This is a genomic window from Streptomyces longwoodensis, assembly GCF_001514125.1.
Classification (GTDB): Bacteria; Actinomycetota; Actinomycetes; order Streptomycetales; family Streptomycetaceae; genus Streptomyces; species Streptomyces longwoodensis.
On the sequence record NZ_KQ948552.1, the window covers coordinates 284,939 to 303,631 of the forward strand.

The 18,693-nt window shown below is 67.2% G+C and carries 12 protein-coding genes; 3 read left to right on the forward strand and 9 right to left on the reverse strand.

Features of this window, described 5'->3' with window-relative positions:
• Positions 1-4 precede the first annotated feature (4 nt).
• A complete protein-coding gene (locus AQJ30_RS13790) occupies positions 5-6,817 on the reverse strand; it encodes an RHS repeat domain-containing protein (RefSeq protein ID WP_079084051.1) in 6,813 nt (2,270 codons plus the stop codon).
• A gap of 483 nt (positions 6,818-7,300) precedes the next feature.
• On the opposite strand from AQJ30_RS13790, the gene AQJ30_RS13795 reads away from it, so the two are divergent.
• Entirely contained in the window at positions 7,301-10,816 is a 3,516-nt protein-coding gene (locus AQJ30_RS13795; protein ID WP_067233197.1) for a DNRLRE domain-containing protein, read from the forward strand.
• Between the two features lie 15 nt (positions 10,817-10,831).
• Here the strand turns inward: AQJ30_RS13795 and AQJ30_RS39790 are convergent, their stop codons facing one another.
• Positions 10,832-11,197 (reverse strand): transposase, encoded by a 366-nt coding sequence (locus tag AQJ30_RS39790; protein ID WP_079084016.1) that lies wholly within the window; start codon positions 11,195-11,197, stop codon positions 10,832-10,834.
• A 39-nt stretch (positions 11,198-11,236) separates the two neighbouring features.
• On the reverse strand, positions 11,237-11,467 hold the full coding sequence (locus AQJ30_RS40110) for a hypothetical protein (RefSeq protein ID WP_067233198.1): 231 nt from the start codon (positions 11,465-11,467) through the stop codon (positions 11,237-11,239).
• Between AQJ30_RS40110 and AQJ30_RS40115 the strand changes: the two genes are divergently transcribed.
• Positions 11,403-11,897 carry a helix-turn-helix domain-containing protein gene (locus AQJ30_RS40115; protein ID WP_425424145.1) on the forward strand — a complete coding sequence of 165 codons (495 nt, stop codon included), beginning with the start codon at positions 11,403-11,405 and terminating at the stop codon, positions 11,895-11,897. The two genes, AQJ30_RS40110 and AQJ30_RS40115, sit on opposite strands and share 65 nt — an antisense overlap.
• Before the next feature lie 721 nt (positions 11,898-12,618).
• Positions 12,619-13,662 (forward strand): site-specific integrase, encoded by a 1,044-nt coding sequence (locus AQJ30_RS36860; protein ID WP_159052321.1) that lies wholly within the window; start codon positions 12,619-12,621, stop codon positions 13,660-13,662.
• Between the two features lie 645 nt (positions 13,663-14,307).
• Here the strand turns inward: AQJ30_RS36860 and AQJ30_RS39795 are convergent.
• The 6 genes from AQJ30_RS39795 to AQJ30_RS13830 form a co-directional block, all read right to left on the reverse strand.
• Positions 14,308-14,436 carry a hypothetical protein gene (locus AQJ30_RS39795; RefSeq protein WP_281200930.1) on the reverse strand — a complete coding sequence of 43 codons (129 nt, stop codon included), beginning with the start codon at positions 14,434-14,436 and terminating at the stop codon, positions 14,308-14,310.
• A 732-nt stretch (positions 14,437-15,168) separates the two neighbouring features.
• The gene (locus AQJ30_RS13810; protein ID WP_067233200.1) at positions 15,169-15,705 is read right to left on the reverse strand and encodes a 2'-5' RNA ligase family protein; all 537 of its coding nucleotides are present in this window, start codon (positions 15,703-15,705) and stop codon (positions 15,169-15,171) included.
• A 291-nt stretch (positions 15,706-15,996) separates the two neighbouring features.
• Positions 15,997-16,605 (reverse strand): hypothetical protein, encoded by a 609-nt coding sequence (locus AQJ30_RS13815; protein ID WP_211278977.1) that lies wholly within the window; start codon positions 16,603-16,605, stop codon positions 15,997-15,999.
• Between the two features lie 282 nt (positions 16,606-16,887).
• Positions 16,888-17,640: a CbtA family protein gene (locus tag AQJ30_RS13820; protein ID WP_067233201.1), complete on the reverse strand. Its 753-nt coding sequence runs from the start codon at positions 17,638-17,640 to the stop codon at positions 16,888-16,890.
• A gap of 22 nt (positions 17,641-17,662) precedes the next feature.
• A complete protein-coding gene (locus tag AQJ30_RS13825) occupies positions 17,663-17,884 on the reverse strand; it encodes a CbtB domain-containing protein (RefSeq protein WP_067233203.1) in 222 nt (73 codons plus the stop codon).
• Between the two features lie 228 nt (positions 17,885-18,112).
• The gene (locus tag AQJ30_RS13830) at positions 18,113-18,493 is read right to left on the reverse strand and encodes a hypothetical protein (protein WP_067233205.1); all 381 of its coding nucleotides are present in this window, start codon (positions 18,491-18,493) and stop codon (positions 18,113-18,115) included.
• Positions 18,494-18,693: the final 200 nt, after the last annotated feature.

An 18,693-nucleotide genomic window follows, 5' to 3' on the forward strand; every position in this document is an offset into this window, starting at 1 on the left:
ATTCTTAGGCGCAGTTTCTCGGATCGCAGGCGCCGTTGTAGTTTGGTGTTTCCACGGCCTCATGGAATCCGAACGGGTCGAAGAAGTCCTTGCCCATTTCCGCAAGGCCGCCCCAGAATCCGAAGCTTCGGACGTAGCTGTTGGTCTGCGCGAAGGGCATCAGTGATCCCGCGATGCCTAGCACGCGGCCGCGAATTCTTGGGCTGATCCGGGCGGAGTTTGCCTTTCCTGTCGCCCCGTTGAAGACTCGGCCGGTGTCGAATCCGGTGTCGGGGTGAAGCACCCGGACGCGAGGGTCGTTGGCGTAGCTGTTGGCTACGTCATTGGCCTGGTTGGCGCTTGTGGCGACGTAAATGACGTTGTTTGCCTGTCCCTTGCCATTGGGATTCATTTTCCCGTTGATGTCACCCTGGATGTAGTGAAGGGCTTTTCCATCCTTGGAGCTGGTCGCGTCGAAGTCGATCACGTCGACGATTTTTCCGTCCCGGTAGGTGACCTTAATGAAGTCGGACGTGGTTCCGTTGAGCCGGGTCTTTCCGTCCTTGTCGGTGAACGAGCCCTTGCTCACGAGCGGCTTGGTGTCATCCTGCGCCAAGTAGATCTCGCCGGTTCCCTTATTGGTGCCGTCGGTGAAAAGCCCCGCTGCCTTCAGGTCGTTGTTGAGCAATTCCAAAGCGCGTTTTGCGGCGTCGTTGTCCGGCTGGCGGGCGATGATGTGCCCGATTCCGTATTCGTCGTAGATTGCCGTACGGCCGTCTGACAACTTCGTTTTTGTCAGCTTGGGAACCGGCTTGCCAGAGTTGCCCCCGCCGCCTATGGCCGAGCCGGGGATGAGGATGGGGAAGAGTCCGGTCGGGTCGCTCTTGCTGATTGGGCTGTTGTTGCTGTAGGAGTACCCGTTCGTCTGGAGCGGGTCGGCGATGTCGATCAACGGGTCGGCTGAGAGGAAGCGGCCGGAGGCCTGGTCGTACTCGCGGGCGCCGATGTGGGTCAGGCCGGTCGCCGGGTCGTCAATGCCCACCCCGAGGTAGCCGCGTTTGCTGGGCCAGCTGGACGGCTTGGAGCCGCGGAGCTCGCCGTAGGGCTTGTAGGCGCGGCGTGTTACCGGCTGGGTGCCGGAGAGTTCGACGGTGGTGTTGGCCGTGCCGAGGTGGTCGGCGAGCAGGACGTCGAGCTTGTGGCCGGTGGTCGCGCCGTTGGTGGTGCTGCGGATCACGGTCGGGGCGCCCTCTTGGGCGTAGGCCCGGACGGTGTTGGTGATTGTTCCGCTTGCGTTGGTTGTTACCTCGGTCTCGCCCAGGTACAGGGTCGAGCCCGTCGCCGAGTTCTCCAGGAGGCGGTTGCCGTCGGCGTCGTAGACGTACGTTGTCTTGTTGCCGTTGTCCGTGATCGTGTCGAGGCGGTTCTCCTGCGTCCAGGTCAGGTTCTGCGTGGTGTTGGACAGGTTGCGGACCTCGGTGTTGCCGGCCGCGTCGTAGCTGTAGGAGCTGCCCTTGCCGGACGGGCTGGAGGTGATCGAGTCCGCGGTGTGGGGCTGCTTGCCGTCATAGCTGTAGCTGTAGGAGACGTTTTTCGTGGCGTCGGCCGGGTTGTGTTCCGTCATCGCGGCGCGGTTGCCGAGCCAGTCGAAGGTAAAGGACTGGCGGTATGCGGTGGCGCCCGTGGCGACGGACGCCGTGTCGGGTGCCGCGGCGGCCAGGGTCGACGAGAGTGATGCATCGGGACTTGAGGTGTCGGTCGCCGCGTCGGGGGCGTCGGCCACCGGGCCTGTCGAGGCCTCGTAATCGGTGCGGGGCCCCCAAGCGGTGCCGTTCCTCGACTTGCAGCCGGTGGCCTTGCCGTCCGGGGTGATGTTTGACGTCCAGGCGTTCACCAGCTCGCCCATGGCGTCGTAGGTGAAGCACTGGGTGTCCCAGCTGGTGCCCGATGTCTCCGTCAGGCTGCGGGCGTTCGAGGTGATCGTGCCGGAGGCGTCATAGGAGTAGTAGCCGTCGGTGATGCGGTGCAGGGCTGCGGTCTCACGGTCGGCGACCGTGCGCTGGAGGCGGCCGGTGTGGGGGTCGAAGAAGTTGGTGGTCCATACGCGGGCCGGTTGGGAGCCAGAGACTGTGCGCAAGGGCTCGCCGAACGGTGAGTAGGTGACGTCCGACGTGTACCAGGCACGTCCGGAGGTGGACTCAGCCAGGCCGTCGCCGTTGTAGCGGGTGATGACCTTCTCTGCGGGCAGTCCGCCCAGGGCGGGCAGGGTGACCGACTGCGGCTTGCCGCTGACCGGTGTGTACGTGAACGCGTAGGCGTAGGTGCCGGAGAATCCCGTCGTCATAGTGTTGGAGGGGATGACCGTCTCGCGGCCTGTGGGTCGGTACTCGGTGTCGTAGCCTGTGACCCGGTTGATGTAGTCGCCGTTCGTGGTGTGGCGGAGCGAGGCCACGGGCTTGCCGAGGCCGCCAGGCAGGGTGTCGTAGGTGAACTCCTTGACCGGCGTTGCGGTCTCGGATCCCTCACGGACCTTGGTGACCCGCCCCAGTTCGTCGTACTCGGTGTAAGTCGTCTTTCCCCGGGAGTTGGTCACCTTGTTGGGCCGGTCGGCTGCGTCGTACCAGGTGTCCGTTGTGCCGGTGTCCGGATCCGTGGCGGAGGTGACGCGGCCGCGCGCGTCGTAGGTGTATGACCAGATGCTGCCTGCGGGGTCGGTGACCTTGGTGCGGTTGCCCCGGGCGTCGTAGTCGTAGGTGGTGGAGCGTCCGGCGTCGGAGGAGTCCGTGCGGCTGTAGTGCTGTACGGAGGTGACGCGGCCGAGGGCGTCGGTGTAGGTCCGGGTCCGCGGGGCGGTCCCGCCAGCGGGGTCTACGTAGGTGCTGGTGTCGCTGTAGGAGGTGTATGTCGCGTATCTGTAGTCGCCGTCGAAGTAGGTCGACTGGCGGACCGGCCGCTCCATGCCGTCGTAGCGGGTCTTGGTCCAACTCGGTATCGATCGGGTTGACTTGGGAGTGAATAGCTCGGCTGCGGGATCGCCCTTTGCCAGATAGCCGGCGGTCTGTTCGTCCACCAGTCCGTGGTCGTCATATGAGGTATCCGTGACGATCCGGCCCGGGCCGTGGGCGTCTTCCTGGGTCTGCACCTTGCGCATCAGGCCGTCGTAGACTGTGACTTGTTTGCTGTAAGTGCCGTCGTCCTTGAGCGTCCTGACAGTGATCGCGGGCGGCCGCGTTGTGCTGGAGGTGGCGACAGCACTCTGGTACTCGATCAAGACGTCTGCGGATTTGCCGCCGGACGACCGGGACGCCGACCAGCCCTTGACCGAGCGTCCGAGGGCGTCGTACTCGGTCTTCGTCACCCGTCCATTGGGGTCGGTGACTGTGAGGGCCAGGCTTCGGCCGGGGTCGAAGGTCGTGGTGGTGGCGTGGCCCTTGGCGTTGATCGCTTTGATCGAGGTGACCGGGCCGCCGTCCTCCGGCGTGTATTGGGTCTCGGTTGTCCCTTCGCCGGGCGAGGTGACGATCCGCTTGCGGCCCAGCGCATCGTAGGTCAGTCCGGTGACCTTCGAGTACGCGGTACCGGTGCCGTCGATCTCCGCCACCGAAGTGACCAGGCCGGCTGTGGGGCTCGCCCCGTAAGCCTGCTTGTCGTAGCTGTAGCGCACCGCAGACTTGAGCTGCTTGGCAGGTTCCGCCGCGGCGTAGGTCGAACAAGAGGTGCCTGTGGTGCGCCGCTCCTTGGTCAGGCCGATCAGCCATGCGGAGGTATTGTGGACGTACGACGTCTTCGTGCAGGTCTGGTCGGAGAAGGTCTCGCTGCCGGAGCCGTCCGGCTTCACCACGGCGGTCTCGACCTGGTAGGGCAGGCCGTAGGTGTCCTCGAACGAGGTGAGCGTGCGCACGGACCGCCAGCTGGTGCCAACCGTCTGGATCTCATCTGTGCGCTTGACGGCGGCGCGATGGGCGAGCAGCGGTTCGAGGTCTGTGCCGGTCTCGGCCTCTCGGGCACGGGACGCGGTCTGTATCGACCAAGGGTAGTTCAGGGTGCGTTGCTGGACGCGCTTGTCGGAGTTGAGGTAGGTGATGCTCTCTGCCGTCAGCCCCGCGTACTGCGGTGCGTCGTCGTCCACCAGGGTGTAGGCGCCCGTGGAGTCCTTGACCGCGCCGCCGGTGCCCTGGAAGTAGCGCGTCACGGAGTACGACTGGGACTGGGGGTCGCCCCGTTGGGAGCTGGACTTGCTGCCCTTGGTGACGGCGACCTCGCGGTAGCCGCGCCAGTCGCTGTAAGTCTGCAGGGCGGGCCGGGTGAACTCGTCGACACTCTTGGCCCAGGCGGGGCCGCTGTACTTATACGAGGTGAGGATGGGTTTGCTGTGCGAGGTGACCTTGTCGGTTTCGGTCACGGACTGGACGACGTACTTGTTGAACCAGGACTTCGCGGGCGTCTTCTCGTCGTCGTCGGGTGACCAGCGGAGCGGGAAGCAGGTGCCGTTGTTCCTGCCCTTGTCCTCGGCTGGTTCGCTCGTGCAGCCGCCTGCGTACTCGACCTCGATGTCGCCGCCGTACTCTGTCGAGACGGTACCGATGCGGGGCCGGGTGAAGCCGGGACGCTGGTCGTTCGAACCGCTCGGGACCAGGTTCGGAAGCTGTCGGTCAAGCAGCCGCGTGCGAAGCGGCGAGTTGGGGCCGACGGAGTATGCGGCGAAGCTGACACCATCCTTGTGCTGGAGGGTGCCGGTCGTGTCGCTGGGGGCGAAGCCGCGGCGGGTGATCGAGTTCAGCCAGAGGCCCGGGGCATTGTCGTACCAGTCCTCGGGGAAGGACTGGTGGAGCTCGTAGGTGTCCACCTTGCCGAGGCCGCTCTGACCAGCGCGGGCGCCCTTGGTGGTGACCGTGTCCAGGCGCATCTGTGTCCAGAAGGACGGGAAGGGCGGGCAGAGCTTCGACGACGACTTGCAGTTGAGGTTGCCGGGGGTGTCCCACCAGGGGCGGTACGCGCCGGGATCGTCGGTCTTGGCGAAGTTGGCCGCGTCGCAGGCGGTATCCGACTTCAGGCAGCGTTGTTTAACGCCGAACTCGACTGTCGCCGAGGGCTTGGTCAGGTCCGAGCGCATGCCGTACTCGATGACTGTCGGGTAGGCGAAGCGGTCGTATTGCTCGGGCGAGGCGAACTTCTTCTTGACTGCGTAGTAGTTCGACTCCTGTTTCCAGCTGACGACCATGGTGTTGCCATGCACGTCAACGACCTTGTCCAGGCCCCAGCGCCAGGCTTGCTTCTTGCCGGCACCGCAGCGGGAGTCGGCGAAGTCCGTGGCGTGGCAGGGCTCGCCCGGGTGGTTGCCGAAGACGGGGACAGTGGAGACCGAGCTGGTGTCGGTGTGACCGCCGCCGACCTGATTGAGGCCGTAGTAGTACTTGGTGCCGTCCACGGTGGTGACGACCCAGTACTCACCGTTATTGTCGCCGTTGCTGCCTCCCGTCTTGTGCTCGACGCGGGTGCCGTCATCCTGCTGGGGGCGGTAGACCTCGGTGTCGCTCTCCGGGTTGCTTCCGGCCGTCGCGTCCCGGACCAGTTCCGTGGTTATGCCCGCCAGGGACATCACCGCGTTGTAGGAAGCCCAGCACAGATCAGACGTCTTGTCCTTCTTGGCGGTGTTGTTGGGTGTGCCGGAGTTCAGCGTCTTGCGGTCGTCCTTGCAGGTCCGGTAACGGCGTTCGATGTGGCCGGGGTCGTACTCCCAGCCCTCCCCGATCCAGGAGGACTGAGGCGAGGCGATCGCGGTGCGGCCGTCCACGGTCTGGGAGTTGTATGTGAAGGAGACGCCGGGGACCGGACCCGCGGGGGCAGCTGGAATGGACAGAGGGTACGACCACGTGAAGGCGCCCGACGAACTGCCGGCCTGCCACTTGCCGTTGGAGGCTAGGGGGGTGGCCTTGAAGGTGCCGCCCGGACCCGCACCGGAGTCGACTGCGCCGATCACCGCGGAGTCGCCGGTCGCCGTGATCGGGGTGACCGAGGCGGTCTTCGACGTGGAGTAGGCGGCTTGGACGGCTGATGGGCCGTTGGAGGCGGTCGTCCCCGAAGTGGAGGAGGTCTGGGAGACGGTCCCGTCCGCCGCTGTGTCCACCGTCGCTGTGATCGACTGGGTCTTGGTGTCGTTGGTGGTCTCCAGTTCCTCGTATTCCCGGCACGTCTCGACGTCCGGCGTGGTCAGGTAGCACTCGGGGAATTGCACGAAGCGGAGTCGGGAGGCCCAGTCGGCGCCGTAAAGGTTCTTGAACCTGGTGTAGTCGAGCTTGACGGAGACGGGGACGGAGCCGGTCGCGGGAGCCTGGACCTTGACGACGGCGCCGTCGACGCCCTGGGAGACGGCAGCGGCACGGTCATAGACCTGGACGTTCCAAGTGCCGGTCGGCGCGGCTTGGTCCGGAGCCCGGCCGAGGCTGACGGGCAGGTCTTCGACGGGGGTGAGGCCGGCTTGTCGGGTCGAGATGCTCGCCTGGCTCACGGTTGCCGTCGCACCGAAGCTCACAGTGCCGGTGTCGGGTGCGGGGGCCGTGGCGGTGCCGGCCGGGGCCTGCTGCAGATCGTCGGGAACCTTCGCCTTCAGGGACTCCAGGTCACGCTCGAAGGTATCGCCTGTGACGGTCTTGTCCTGTTCGAGCGTCTCCAGATCGAGGGTCTCGCGACCCTTCTCAGTTACCGAGGGATTGGGCGGCAGAGCCAGTGATTGGGCTGGCAGCAGGGCGATGAGCAGGGCCGCGCCGACGGCCGGTACGGCGACCGTGCGCAGGCGGCGCACCCGGCGACGGCGGACATGCGGAAAGCGAGCGAACACGGCGAGGTCCCCCCGGACCACTCGAGGCGGGACCAGGACCGGACCACGCGTGATGACACATCAGATGCCGTGATTCTGTGGCGACCCTGTGAAGTTCCGCTAGATCAACAGTGCAGATGTGATGATCGGCACGGTGCGCAACTGGATGTAACGGTTAGTAATAGCCGAAGAACGGTAAATCAGCGGTATAGGAAAGGCGAGCCATTGTCTAGCTAATCGCACAAATCAGCGGCTTTCGCTGCAAGCGGCCAGTTTGGTTGTGGGGGTAAGGCCCATTTTACGACTTTTACTGTTCGCAGAGACGACCGGCGAGAGGGCTGTATGCCACGCACTCCACCAGTCACACGGACCCGCCCGACTGAGGCGCTCAACCTCCTGCCCTGGATGCAAAGCGTGACGACAGCGCGCCCATAGGCCATCATCGGCACGCCCGGCCGAGCCCTGATTCGTGCCGGTTCCGAGGGGGGAAGGGGAACTCGCCCGATGACGCGCAAGGAGCGCAACCGGCATGGTGTGCCCGGAAGACGGACCACCGCCGCTGTACTGACTGCGGCGCTCGCCGCCACCGGCCTCACCTTCATCGGCCTTCGCCTGGACGACTCCGGTTCGGCGGATGCTGCGGGGGCCGATCAGAAGCCCAGGCCGGTCACAGAGGCCGACGCGCTGACGAAGGCGGCGAACACCGGGAAGGCCGTCGAGGTCACCGCGTTGCGTACCGCCAGGTCGACCACCTGGGCGCGGCCCGACGGGTTCCTGGCCAAGAAGCTGTACTCCTCCCCGATCCAGGCCAAGGTGGACGGCGAGTGGAAGCCCATCGACTACGACCTCCAGCGCACGAAAGCAGGCTGGGAGCCGAAGGCGACCAACGCGCGGATGGTGTTCTCGGCGGGCACGAAGGCCAACGGCAACGCCTCCCAAGCCGGTGATCCCCCGGCGATCCGCAGCGGTGACGACCGCGCCTCGCGGTCCGTCATCCACCGGATCTCCCTGGTCAAGGGTGCCCGCACCGCGACCGCCGCCGACACCGCGAGCCCCCTGGTTACCCTCACCGTCGACGGGTACACCATCCAGCTGACCTGGCCGGGTCCGGTCCCCACCCCGATCATCGACGGCTCACGCGCGCTGTATCCGGAGGTCTTCCCTGGTGCTGATCTCGTCTTGACCGCCGACGATGAGGGCTTCGCTCAACTGCTCGTACTAAAGGACCGCACGGCCGCGGCCGACCCTCGAGCCCGGCAGCTGTCCTATGGGCTGACCTCCGCCGACCTGACGTTCCGGCTTGATCCGGTCACCGGCGTGCTGAGCGCGGAGAACGCCGATGGGAACGAGATCGCGGTCTCGCCGACCCCGCTGATGTGGGACAGCACCGGAACGCCGGCGGTCACCGACGGCGCTGTCGGCGCCACGGCGCAGCCAACCACCGAGGAAAGCCTCCAGCCCAGCACACCGGCCTCTGGCGAGCCGAGCGGGAGTGCAGGCCCGGCCGAGGAACCGATCGAGACCGATGAGCAGGGGGACACCGCCCCCGAGACGCTGCCGCCTGCCACAGACGGCCCCGAACCCGCGGTGCCGGAGTCACCGCTGCCGACCGCCCCGGCCGAGCCGACACCCGCACCTTCGCAGACCGGCTCCTCGGCCACGCTCAGCCTGTCCGGCCTCGACGGGCCCTCGCCGGACTCGCGTGGTGAACTCGTCGAGGCCGATCTGTCCGGCGCGAACTGGCTGCTCACCCCCGCCCCGGACTTCCTCACCGACCCTGCCACCAAGTACCCGGTGTTCATCGACCCTTCGGTGAAAAAGCACACTCAGAACTGGACCACCGCGTACAGCCGCCACCCCAACGCCACGTTCTACAATGGCAAAGGATTCAACAAGGGCGGCACCCACGAGGCCCGCGTCGGCTTCGAGTCCGACACCTGGGGTACCTCGCGCTCGTACTTCAACATCGCCTTCGACGAAGACCTCAAGGGCACAAAGATCACGAGCGCCAAGTTGCGCATGCTCGAAACATACTCCTGGTCGTGCAGCGCCCGCTCAATGAGCGTGCACCTCACGGGCGCGATCGACGGACATACCAACTGGAAGAATGCGCCCAAGCTGTACGACGGCAACAAGCTTGCGTCCAAGAGCTTCGCGCACGGCTACAAGTCCGGATGCCGAGACGCGTACGAAACCTTCGATGTACGCGGAGCCGCCCAGAAACGAGCGGACCAGGGAAAGGACTCGATCACGTTCGGTCTGCGGGCTGCCGATGAGAACTCGCAGTACGCGTGGAAGAAGTTCCAGGCGAATGGCGACAACGCGCCGGTCCTGGAACTGGTTTACAACCGCAAGCCGATAGTCGACGCCAAGTCGCTCGACCTCGGCCCGGACGCAAAGTGCACGACCACCGAGCCGTACGTCCGCATGGGTTCGGGAAACCTGATGTTCACTGCACGTGGGTCTGACAAGGACAAGAACCTCGACCACCTGGACTTCGACCTGTGGCCGCACGGTAAGTGGGACACCACCGGTGACCTGCTCGGCTCCACGGGCAATGTGTCGGTTGGCGGCGACAAAGACACAGCGCTGCGCACCACTAGCGGCTTCTCGACGAGCAAACTGACCAACGGCACGCTCTACTCCTGGCGGGTACGGGCCGTGGACGATGCGAACGCCAGCTCCGCGTACATGCCGCCGAAGACGCCATGCCGGTTCGTCCTTGATACCACTGCGCCCAAGCCGCCGAAGGTCAGCTCCACCGACTTCCCGAATGCTGACGGCGACGAGAATGGCTTCGGGAACGACACCGAGGACAGCAACTGGTCCGAGAAGAAGTTCGGCACGGCCGGTTCCTTCACCGTACGTGCGCTCAACACGGACGTCGTCCGTTACGAGTACGGCTTCAACTCGGCGAGCTATCCGTTCTCCCTGAACCGCACCTCCGGCACGGCGACGAGCGTCAGTGCGACGCTCGCGAACGCGAAGCCACCGACAGCCGGACCCAATGTGCTGTACGTGCGAGCTGTCGACAGCGCGGGTAACCCCTCGCAGCCGACCAAATACTTCTTCTACGTCTCCCCCCGCGACCAGGCTGATTCTCCGGGCGACTTCACCGGCGACAAAATGCCTGACCTCATGGTCGTCACAGAGGCGGGCAACCTCTCCATGTACCCCTCCCAGGCCAGCAACGACCTGACCAAGGGCACGGGCGACCTGGACTACTCGATGCCCGGCGCCTATCGGGCCAACCCCGACAAGGACCCGAACGGCGACGACCTGCCACCGTTCGTCTCCGCGCCCTCCGGTCACTTCAAAGGTGCTCTGATCGCCCACAACGGTGACATCTACGGCGGTGACGGCCTCCAGGACCTGGTCGTCCGGCTGGGCGACAAATTGTGGGTGTACCCCGGCGACGGTTACGGCGCGTTCAACATTGACCGCCGCGTGGAAATCCTCCTCCCGTCCAACGCACCGAGCCCTGCGTCCCTCACCCAGATGGTCTCGGCGGGGGATGCTACCGGGGACGGCCGCACGGACTTCTTCGCCACCATGGGAGATGAGTTGTGGGCCTTCACCGGATACCACGGCGCCACCATCGACCAGGCGATTCGGCTGTCCTCAGTGTCCTGGACCGAGCGGGACATCGTTGACGTGGCGGACATCAGCGGCGATGGCGTGACGGACATGGTGTACCGCACCGATGTCTCTGGCCGGCTCCTCTTCCGAAAGGGCATAAAGGCGAGCAGCGGCGGCACCGACCTGAACTCCCTGGCTGCCGCCGCCAACTCCGCCGACGGCGAGGACAGCGTCTACGGCGGCTCGGGCTGGGGCAGCAGCAACATCTACCTGCTGATCGGCACGCCAGACGCCAACGGCGACTCCATCCCCGACATCTGGACTGTCCACACCAATGGCACCGTACGGTTCTACCCCGGCAGCCGCACGGCCCTGTCGGGTTCCGGCACAGAGATCATCGGGACGGTGAGCTACTGGAAAACCCGGATCGCCATCGGCTGAGGCTAGGGTCCGTCTTCAAACGGATCTTGCCCAGAGCAGGAATGACGCGAGCGTGACCGCCGCTTCGTAGGAAGTGGCGGTCTTCTCGTATCTGGTGGCGATCCCGCGGAAGCCCTTGAGCCGGTTGAAGCAGCGCTCGATCGTGTTGCGCCGCCGGTAAGTCTCCCGCCGGATACGGCGCTGAAGGTGATCATGGCAATCCGGGCCGGGCGGTGGGGGTGTCGGGAGCGTGGCCAGGACGCAGACCCTCGTAGCGTGCTCCCCTAGTCCAGGATGCCGAGCGCAGTGTCCGGCCAGCCGTGGACGCACGCCGGGACCTTCTGGCGCACTGCTGCCGGGTTGCCGGGCGATACCGGCCGCTCTTGGGCTGCAGCCCAGCACTCGCCCCTGTGCACCGCAGGGGCGGCTGACCGTGCTGGCTTACGCCTGTGTATGTCGGGGTTCGAAGTTGCCTGAGCCTTTGCGGCTGCGGATGAAGTTGTTCACGGTCTCGCGGTACCAGTGGTACTCGAGGACGCGGGGCTTCTTGCCGTCGTCGGGGGTGCGGTCGGCGAAGGGGATCTGTCCTCGCTGGTGTGCGGGCAAGATGTCGGGGCTGTGGTCGGGCAGGCCGGTCTCGGTTCGGCTGGATGACCTCGAGGTGATCTGCACGGTGCTGGGCTGCCAGCCGTGCGACCTGCTGCACCGGGAACAGGCCCCGGCCTGCGCTGCACCACCGGCCCACAATCGGCAGACGGCCCCCCAGGTGGCCCCCCAGGCGGAACCCGCAGCCACCTCGGCCGCCGCGGCGGTACCGGTCGAAGGCGTCGCCTGCTCTCGCACTGGGTGCGGCGCGGTGCACAGCGCACCGGCGTCCGTGTCTGGCCCCGCCCGGCCTGCATGCCCGGAGCAGGACCGGCCCGCAGGTCCGGAGCCGGACTGCGGATGCTCGTCGCCGAGCCGGCCGCATGACGCCTGTCCGCCGCCGTCTTCAGGCGCGCAGGATGCCGTTGCCGCCCGTACGCGCCCGCTGGCGCCTAGGGGATCGGCCGGTGTGCCCTCCCCGCGCTGGCGGGTGCAGCGGCCGGAGCCGCCGGCATGAGCACCCAGCCGCAGACGATGTGCTGTGTCTGCGCGGTGCGGCCCGTGGCGATGGCGCGGGTGGAGTTCTGTTTCACCTGCTGGCCGGGCGGCCCTGTCACTCCGCCGCCTGGCCTGCGGTGCGGCTCGCGCAGCCTGTATTACGCCTCGGGGCTGTGCCAGCACTGCCATCCTTCGGCGATCCCGCCGCCGGATGCGTGCCGCAACTGTGGTGCCTGGGGGGCGAGGCGGCATTTGAAGTGGCTGTGCAAGGGCTGCAAAGGCTGGTGCCGTACCCATCCCCGGCGCGGGGCCTGCTGCCTGTGCGGGCACGACAGTGTCCTGGATCCTGAGGGGCTGTGCCGGCTGTGCCGCAAGCAGGCCGCTCTCTACCGCGCCACCTACGGTGTGCACGTCCCGCTGGAGGAGACCAGCCGCGGCTGGCAGCAGCTGTTCATCGCGGACCTGTTCACCCGCAACGGCGCCCCAGACCACGCGCCGGGTGCCCCGGCCGTCCCTGCGTACCGTCGGCCGCCCCCTCCTCTTGCCCGCAGCAGCCGCCCCCGCCCGCGCCGCTGCTGGGTTTCACTCAGCTGCTGCTGTTCGAAACCGCGCGCACCCTGCGCCCGCGCGGTGTCGCCGAGCTCACCGCCCGCGCCGATCCCCGCCTCGCCAACTGGGCGGAGCAGTTCACCACCGCACAGGCCCGGCAGCTTGGCTGGAGTCCGGCCACCATGGGGCAGGTGAGGACTGGGGTGCGCTGGCCGCGCAGCAGCCGGAGCACCCCGGTCACCATCATGCTCGGTTTCCAGAGCGCCCCCGGCGCTCTCATCGCCGCCAACGACACCACTGTGCTGGCCCTGGCCGGCCTGCCGGTCACCCATGCCCGGACCGTTCTGGCCGACGCGGGCCTGCTCACCGACGACCGCCTGCCCGCCGTCATCCTCTGGGCGCGCCGACGCCTGCGTGATCTGCCCGCGGCGATCCGCACCGAGATGGACACCTGGGTCCACATCACCCTGAACGGCCAGGACACCCCGCCCCGGCGCAGGCCACGCACTGCCATCACGGCCCGCGCCTACGTGGCCTGGGCCCTTCCGGCCCTGACCCACTGGGTGGCGGCCGGACGGCAGTCCCTGCGCGAGATCACCCCCGACGACGTCCGCGCAGCCCTGCCCGAAAACCCCACCGCTCGCTCCCTGATGGGCCGGGCGCTGCGCTCCATCTTCTCCCTGCTCAAAGCCCAGAAACTGACCTTCACCGACCCCACCCGCGGCATCAGCACAGGAGGCGTACCCGGGAAAATCCCCCTGCCCGTGCCCACCGACGACATCCGCCAGGCCCTCACCTCACCCCAGCCCGCCCGAGCCCTGCTCACCGCCCTGATCGCCTTCCACGGCCTGACTTCCCGGCACCTGCAGCACCTGCACCTCACCCACCTCGACCACGCCCATCTCACCGTGAACGACCGCTCCATCCCCCTCGCTGCTCCCGTCATGCAGCGCATGACGGCTTACCTGGAGTACCGCTCGCAGCGCTGGCCGGCCACCACCAATCCGCATCTGTTCATCCACTTGCGCACCGCCGCCAGTGACCAGCCGGTCGGACCGCTGTGGATCAACCGCACCCTGGGGCCCGCCCTGACCCCCCGCCGGCTGCGCGAGGACCGCTACCTCGACGAAGCCCGTGCCACCGCAGGAGATGCCAAAGCCCTTGCTCTCCTGTTCGGCCTCGGCACCAAAGCCGCTCAGCGCTATACACGGACCTTTCACCCCCCGTCGCTGTGAAGAGCCCGCAGTGTCGTGCAGGGCGCGGCAGGCACCAGACGTTGCCTGGCTGCAGGCAAGGAAGCCCGGCCCTCACACACCTCAGTGGGCGGCTTGTGGCGGGATCTGCAACTGGATTGTCAGCACAGTGCGCCGCAGCCGTGTTTGGCGCGGTCGATTGTCGGTGGGGGCGTGTATCGTTCGCTGGCTCCGCTCTCGGGCCGTCCCGAGATGGGCTGGCGGTATGTGAACCCCCGGCAAATCCCCTCAAAAACCGCTGGACGTACGTCCGGCAACCCACCCGGACGAGTGTGTGATGTCAGTCACGTCTGCTTGGTGAAAATGGGGAACTATTAGCGCGTTTTCCAATGTCTACCAGCGTGCTTTTGCGTACTGGGTGCTTGTTGCGCCTCGATCAACATGTGGGTACCTGTCGCATGAGCACAGGAAGGCAAGGCATAGTGGGGACATCACCTCCGCTGCATGTGACTGGCCTCACAAAGGTTCCGTTCTACTTGCGTACGTGGTGGTAACCGCATTCGGACATAAGAAGAGCCCCACCCGTCGCCCGCGAAGCAACCAGGTGGAGCTCTTCTTCGCACACCGTGTGCAGGCGGCCGACCTGTTCAGTCGGTCAGGCCCCGGCCGTCAGGTCGGGGCTTTCCGCTACCAGGGCCAGTTCCACACGATCTCGTAGATCGCGCGGACCAGGAGCCCCAGCCACCGGGTGGCCGGTTCGGGCCGGTCCCGCTTGCTGCAGCACAGGCAGTGCCCCGACTTGTCCAGCTCGGTCATCGGGACCCTCTCCCCATCTCCTCTGGAGGCTGCGGATTTCGCAGCTCCGCGGTAGCCCACAGCCTTCGTGGACCCCGCGCGGGGCAGTCCACGCGTGTGCACAGGCCCAGGGGTTAAGGGGGTGATGCGACCTTACCGGAGCGCAACGGATCCCGAATCACGCCAACATCCGCACTAGCAGAACCGGATGCCACACCTCGTGACATCCTGAGCGGTCGCATACCTACCGGCCGTCAAGCTCAGGTGAAGCTCAACTCTCTCAGCAGGGAATTTGTCTGACGGTACGTCTTGAAGGCTGTGGCAGTTCCGACGATCAACGTGCCGAAGCTCACACCCGGAGCGCGCAACGCGGAAAAACGCGCCCCCCACGCACTCCCGTACACGCCCCACCGGCAGTGACACACCGTCACCAAAGCGCGGCTCGCCGCACCGACCGCCGCCCTCCTGCCCCGCGCAGCACATGAACGACGCACAAGCCGCCGGCTCGCTCACCCGCCACGAGCCTGGGAGATCAGTCGCGCATCCGGTCCGACCAAGAGCCCCGGGGAGGAAAAGCATCCCCGGGGCCCGGCATATGGAGTCGTGGTCTTCAACGACGGCGGGACGAGGCCGTCACGCTCTGGGCACCGAGTGCCCCACCTGCCGCAGCCAGTCCTGCTCGCCCTGGTCGCACCAGCGCCCAGAGCTGATTGTCAGACCCTGATGACAGAGTTGAAGGTGCCGGCGAAGGGATCACCGGAGCGCGAACGACGCCCGCTGCTGCCACCTTGTTCCGTCGTGGACCAGCAGATCGACCGACGACACACTGGCAGTGACGGGAAGCCGGCTGCGAAGGTCGGCCTCGGCCTCCTCAAGCACGGCATCGTCCTGCCCCTGGGCGATGGTCAGATGCGGGATGACCTCGTCGAACCGCCCGCCGAACGGCGGGGTCTCCGGCCACCGGTCCGTGATCGCCTCGGTGAGCCGACGGAACGGGATGTCCGGTTCGGGGACGAGATACAAGATCCCCGGGAATCGCCCGCAGTGCTCGAACCGCGTCTCGAAGGACCGGTGACGCCCAATCACTTCTCCGATGACAGCACAAGCCTCGTGGTCGACGCGACTCTCGTCGAGGAACGGAAAGAGGACGGTGACATGGGCCGGAACACCCGCACGGGCTGACGGGTCCAGCCGGTCACGCCACGCTCGAACAACAGGTTCTGCCTCGGGGATCCTCACGATGAGTCCCGACCGCCCTGCTTGAAACTCACCGGAGTCGTCGCCTGCCATCGCACATAAGTATCAGCGAGCCCAGAACGGCAGCGACCGGATTACGGTCGCGAGCGGTTGAACCCGCGGCCGACACCTGACTCGACCCTCGCTCAGGTGGGGCCAATCGACTCGTTCACGACGAGTACCCAAGATCGCTAATCGGGGCCAGCGGAGTCGTTCCTCTGCGGCCAGTGGACTCGTTCGAAGCCATTGGGCTGTGTGCTGAGTCGGTGTGCTTCGTTAGGTGGAGTGGCTTTTGGCGACCTGTGGTCAGTGTTTCTAAGTGGTGATCAGGTTTGTTGAGCGTTCCTATGCGCTGGTTGTGGTGTTGGTGGGGTGGTTGAGCCAGTACAGGGCGGTGTCCATGTCTCGTGCGGTCCAGTGGCCGATCGGGGCTGGAGTGGCGGCCAGGAGTCGGTCGATCGCGTCTATGTAGCGGCGGTAGCGGCCGGGTGCGTGGCTGAGGGGGATGCCGAGGGTGAGCAGTCCGCTGTGGGCTCGCTGATCGTAGACGGCCATGCGTTCCGGTGCGGCTGCCGTGAGGATGGCGGACGCGAGGGCGTCACCGGTGCGGAAACCCGGTAGTGAGGCCAGGGCGGCTCGGCCAGCTTGTGCTGCCGAGCTGCGGTTGCGAGTGGTGTCCCGAACGGCGGCCGTGGCTGCGGCGGTTGCGCAGCGTACGTCGGCGTCCGCGAGCGCCATGAGTTCAGAGGCCCAGGGCGTATCGGCTCGGAGTCGCTTCCACATCAGCAGCGCTCCGATATCGGCTTTGCCGATGTCCCCGCACTCGCGTGCGCGTTGGGTTACCTGGTGCAGCGTCTCGTCGTAGTGAGGGCTGACGGTGTCGGTGTAGGCCTGGTGGGCGGAGGCGAGGCGCTGCCATTGCTCGGGTCCGAGGGCGAACGGATTGTCTGTCATGGCTTGCTACTCCGTCTTGTGGAGGGCCCGGTCGGGGGTGGTCAGCCGCTGATGGGGGTATTGCCGCGGTGTTCGCGGAGTGCTTGGAGGATGCGTGCCCGGTGTTCGTCCAGGGAGTTGTCGAGAGCTGCTGCGGGGAGGTCGAGGAGTGGGCCGAGGCGGCTATACAGCACTTCGAGGCCGATGAGGGCGTCGAGGCTTTGCAGGGTGTCGCTTTCGATGACGGGAAACGGCACTCGGTCGGGTGGGAGGAGTACGGCGAGCAGGTCGAGCGGGGTCCGCTCAGCGCGCGGCCGGGACCGTGCGGCCGCCCGCGGTCGTCGCCGGTCCGGGGTTCAGCAGGCGTTCCGCCAGTTCGCCGAAGAGCAGGCCGAAGCCGGCCCACAGGACGGACTGGATGGCCAGCGCGGACAGCCGGAACCGCCACAGCAGGGCGGCCGGGAAGTCCCGGGGCACCTCATTGACGACCGGCAGGAACGCGAAGGCCACGCCGACGGCGACGGCGAACGCGGCCACCGCGGTGACGGTCGCCCACCAGGTGCCCAGACCGGGTGCGAGGCGCTTGCCCAGGAGGGTGGCCGCGACCGCGAGGAGGACGCTGAGCAGCATCATCAGGAAGTACAGCGTGGTCCGCTTGCCGATGGTGTCGGGGTCGCCGACCGACGGCGGGTTGGCCGGGTACTTCAGGAACGGCACGACGTAGACGGCGAGCAGGGCGCAGCCGGACAGCAGCAGCGCGGTGGCCCGCGGGCCGAAGCGGCCCACGCGGCCCAGCGCGAAGCAGTACGCGAGCGCGGCGATCCCGCCGAAGGCGACCCCGTAGACGAGGACGCCGGTGGCGAGGCCGGCGGTGGACTGCAGCGAGCGGGAGACGACTTCCACCTCGTGCTCGTGGGAGTGGCCGTCCTCGAAGGCGATCGCCCGGTCGACGCTCGGCTCACCGAGGAGGTAGGCGGCGACGAGGGCGAGCACGCCGGCGGCGAGGCCGGCGAGCATGCCCCGCACGAGGAGGTTCCTTACCGTTGCGGAGTTCATGGGCGGTGCGGCGTCCCCCGGGTCAGTGGCAGGGGAAGCCGAGCAGGTGGCGGGCGTCGTGCACCCACTCGTGGACGTCCGTGCCGTTGACCACGGAGGTGGCGCCCTGTTCGGCGCCGACGAAGTAGAGCAGGACCAGCATCAGGACGCCGAAGAAGACCGCCCAGGGCGCGATGGCCCTCAGGGGCAGCCTGGCGGGAACGGCGGGGGTGTTGGCTGTCGGCGGTGCGACGGTCTGCGCCATGGCAGAACCTCCTCGGGGAGCTCGCGTCCCCACTCGGTGGTGCAGTGGACGACGGCCACGGGTCTGACTCGCGCGCCCCCTGAGGGAGGTGCGCACACAGTGGCGCGACCGTGCCGGGTTCCCACCGGCTTCCGTCTCGCCGTCGTCGATTCGGACGAACCGTACCGCGTGACGCGCACATGGCCAAGACCGCCTCCCCCGCGAGGCCCCGGTAGGCGGGGGGCGCCCCTACGGGCGTCCGGCGCGCCGGGGCGGGGTGAAGGCGTAGAGGTCCAGGACGTCCGGCAGCGGGGCCACTCCCGGGCCCCCGGCACGCACCCAGTCGACGATGTCCTCCGTCGCCTCCGCGTCGTTGACGAGTCCGAGCCACACCGGCCGCGCGCCGGCGGCACGCCCCGCGGCGGACGGCTGGACGACGATGACGTTGGCCTGGTCGCACACGTCGAGGCAGTCGGAGATGCGGACCGGCACCTCCGCCCGCAACCGCGCGCTCTGCGCCGCGTGGTCCACTCCGGTCACCTTGGGACTGCCGCAGCAGCAGTCCCGGCACACGACGACCCGGCAGGGCACCGTTCCGCCGGCTGCTCGTCCCCTCGGTCGCTTCGGCATGCCGCGTCCCTCCCCTCCCGGGGAGATCCGCCCCGGTGCCCGTGTCAGGGGTGATCATCCCATCCAGGTCTCCTCCGCCACCGGGTAGGGGTGGCCGCGCCAAGTGCCCCGCCAGAATTAGGGGTTCGGGCGGCGGGACGGGTCCGCCTAGGCTGGCGCCGTCATGTGTGCGGGCCCGCGGGGCCGCCCGGTGAGCGAGG

What these genes read in the sequence shown, in the direction of transcription:
- AQJ30_RS13795 (WP_067233197.1), top strand. Translation starts at nt 7,301, where the DNA reads ATGACGCGCAAGGAGCGCAACCGGCATGGTGTGCCCGGAAGACGGACC.
- AQJ30_RS40115 (WP_425424145.1), top strand. Translation starts at nt 11,403, where the DNA reads ATGTCGGGGCTGTGGTCGGGCAGGCCGGTCTCGGTTCGGCTGGATGAC.
- AQJ30_RS39795 (WP_281200930.1), bottom strand. Translation starts at nt 14,436, where the DNA reads ATGACCGAGCTGGACAAGTCGGGGCACTGCCTGTGCTGCAGCAAGCGG.
- AQJ30_RS13810 (WP_067233200.1), bottom strand. Translation starts at nt 15,705, where the DNA reads ATGGCAGGCGACGACTCCGGTGAGTTTCAAGCAGGGCGGTCGGGACTC.
- AQJ30_RS13815 (WP_211278977.1), bottom strand. Translation starts at nt 16,605, where the DNA reads ATGACAGACAATCCGTTCGCCCTCGGACCCGAGCAATGGCAGCGCCTC.
- AQJ30_RS13820 (WP_067233201.1), bottom strand. Translation starts at nt 17,640, where the DNA reads ATGAACTCCGCAACGGTAAGGAACCTCCTCGTGCGGGGCATGCTCGCC.
- AQJ30_RS13825 (WP_067233203.1), bottom strand. Translation starts at nt 17,884, where the DNA reads ATGGCGCAGACCGTCGCACCGCCGACAGCCAACACCCCCGCCGTTCCC.
- AQJ30_RS13830 (WP_067233205.1), bottom strand. Translation starts at nt 18,493, where the DNA reads ATGCCGAAGCGACCGAGGGGACGAGCAGCCGGCGGAACGGTGCCCTGC.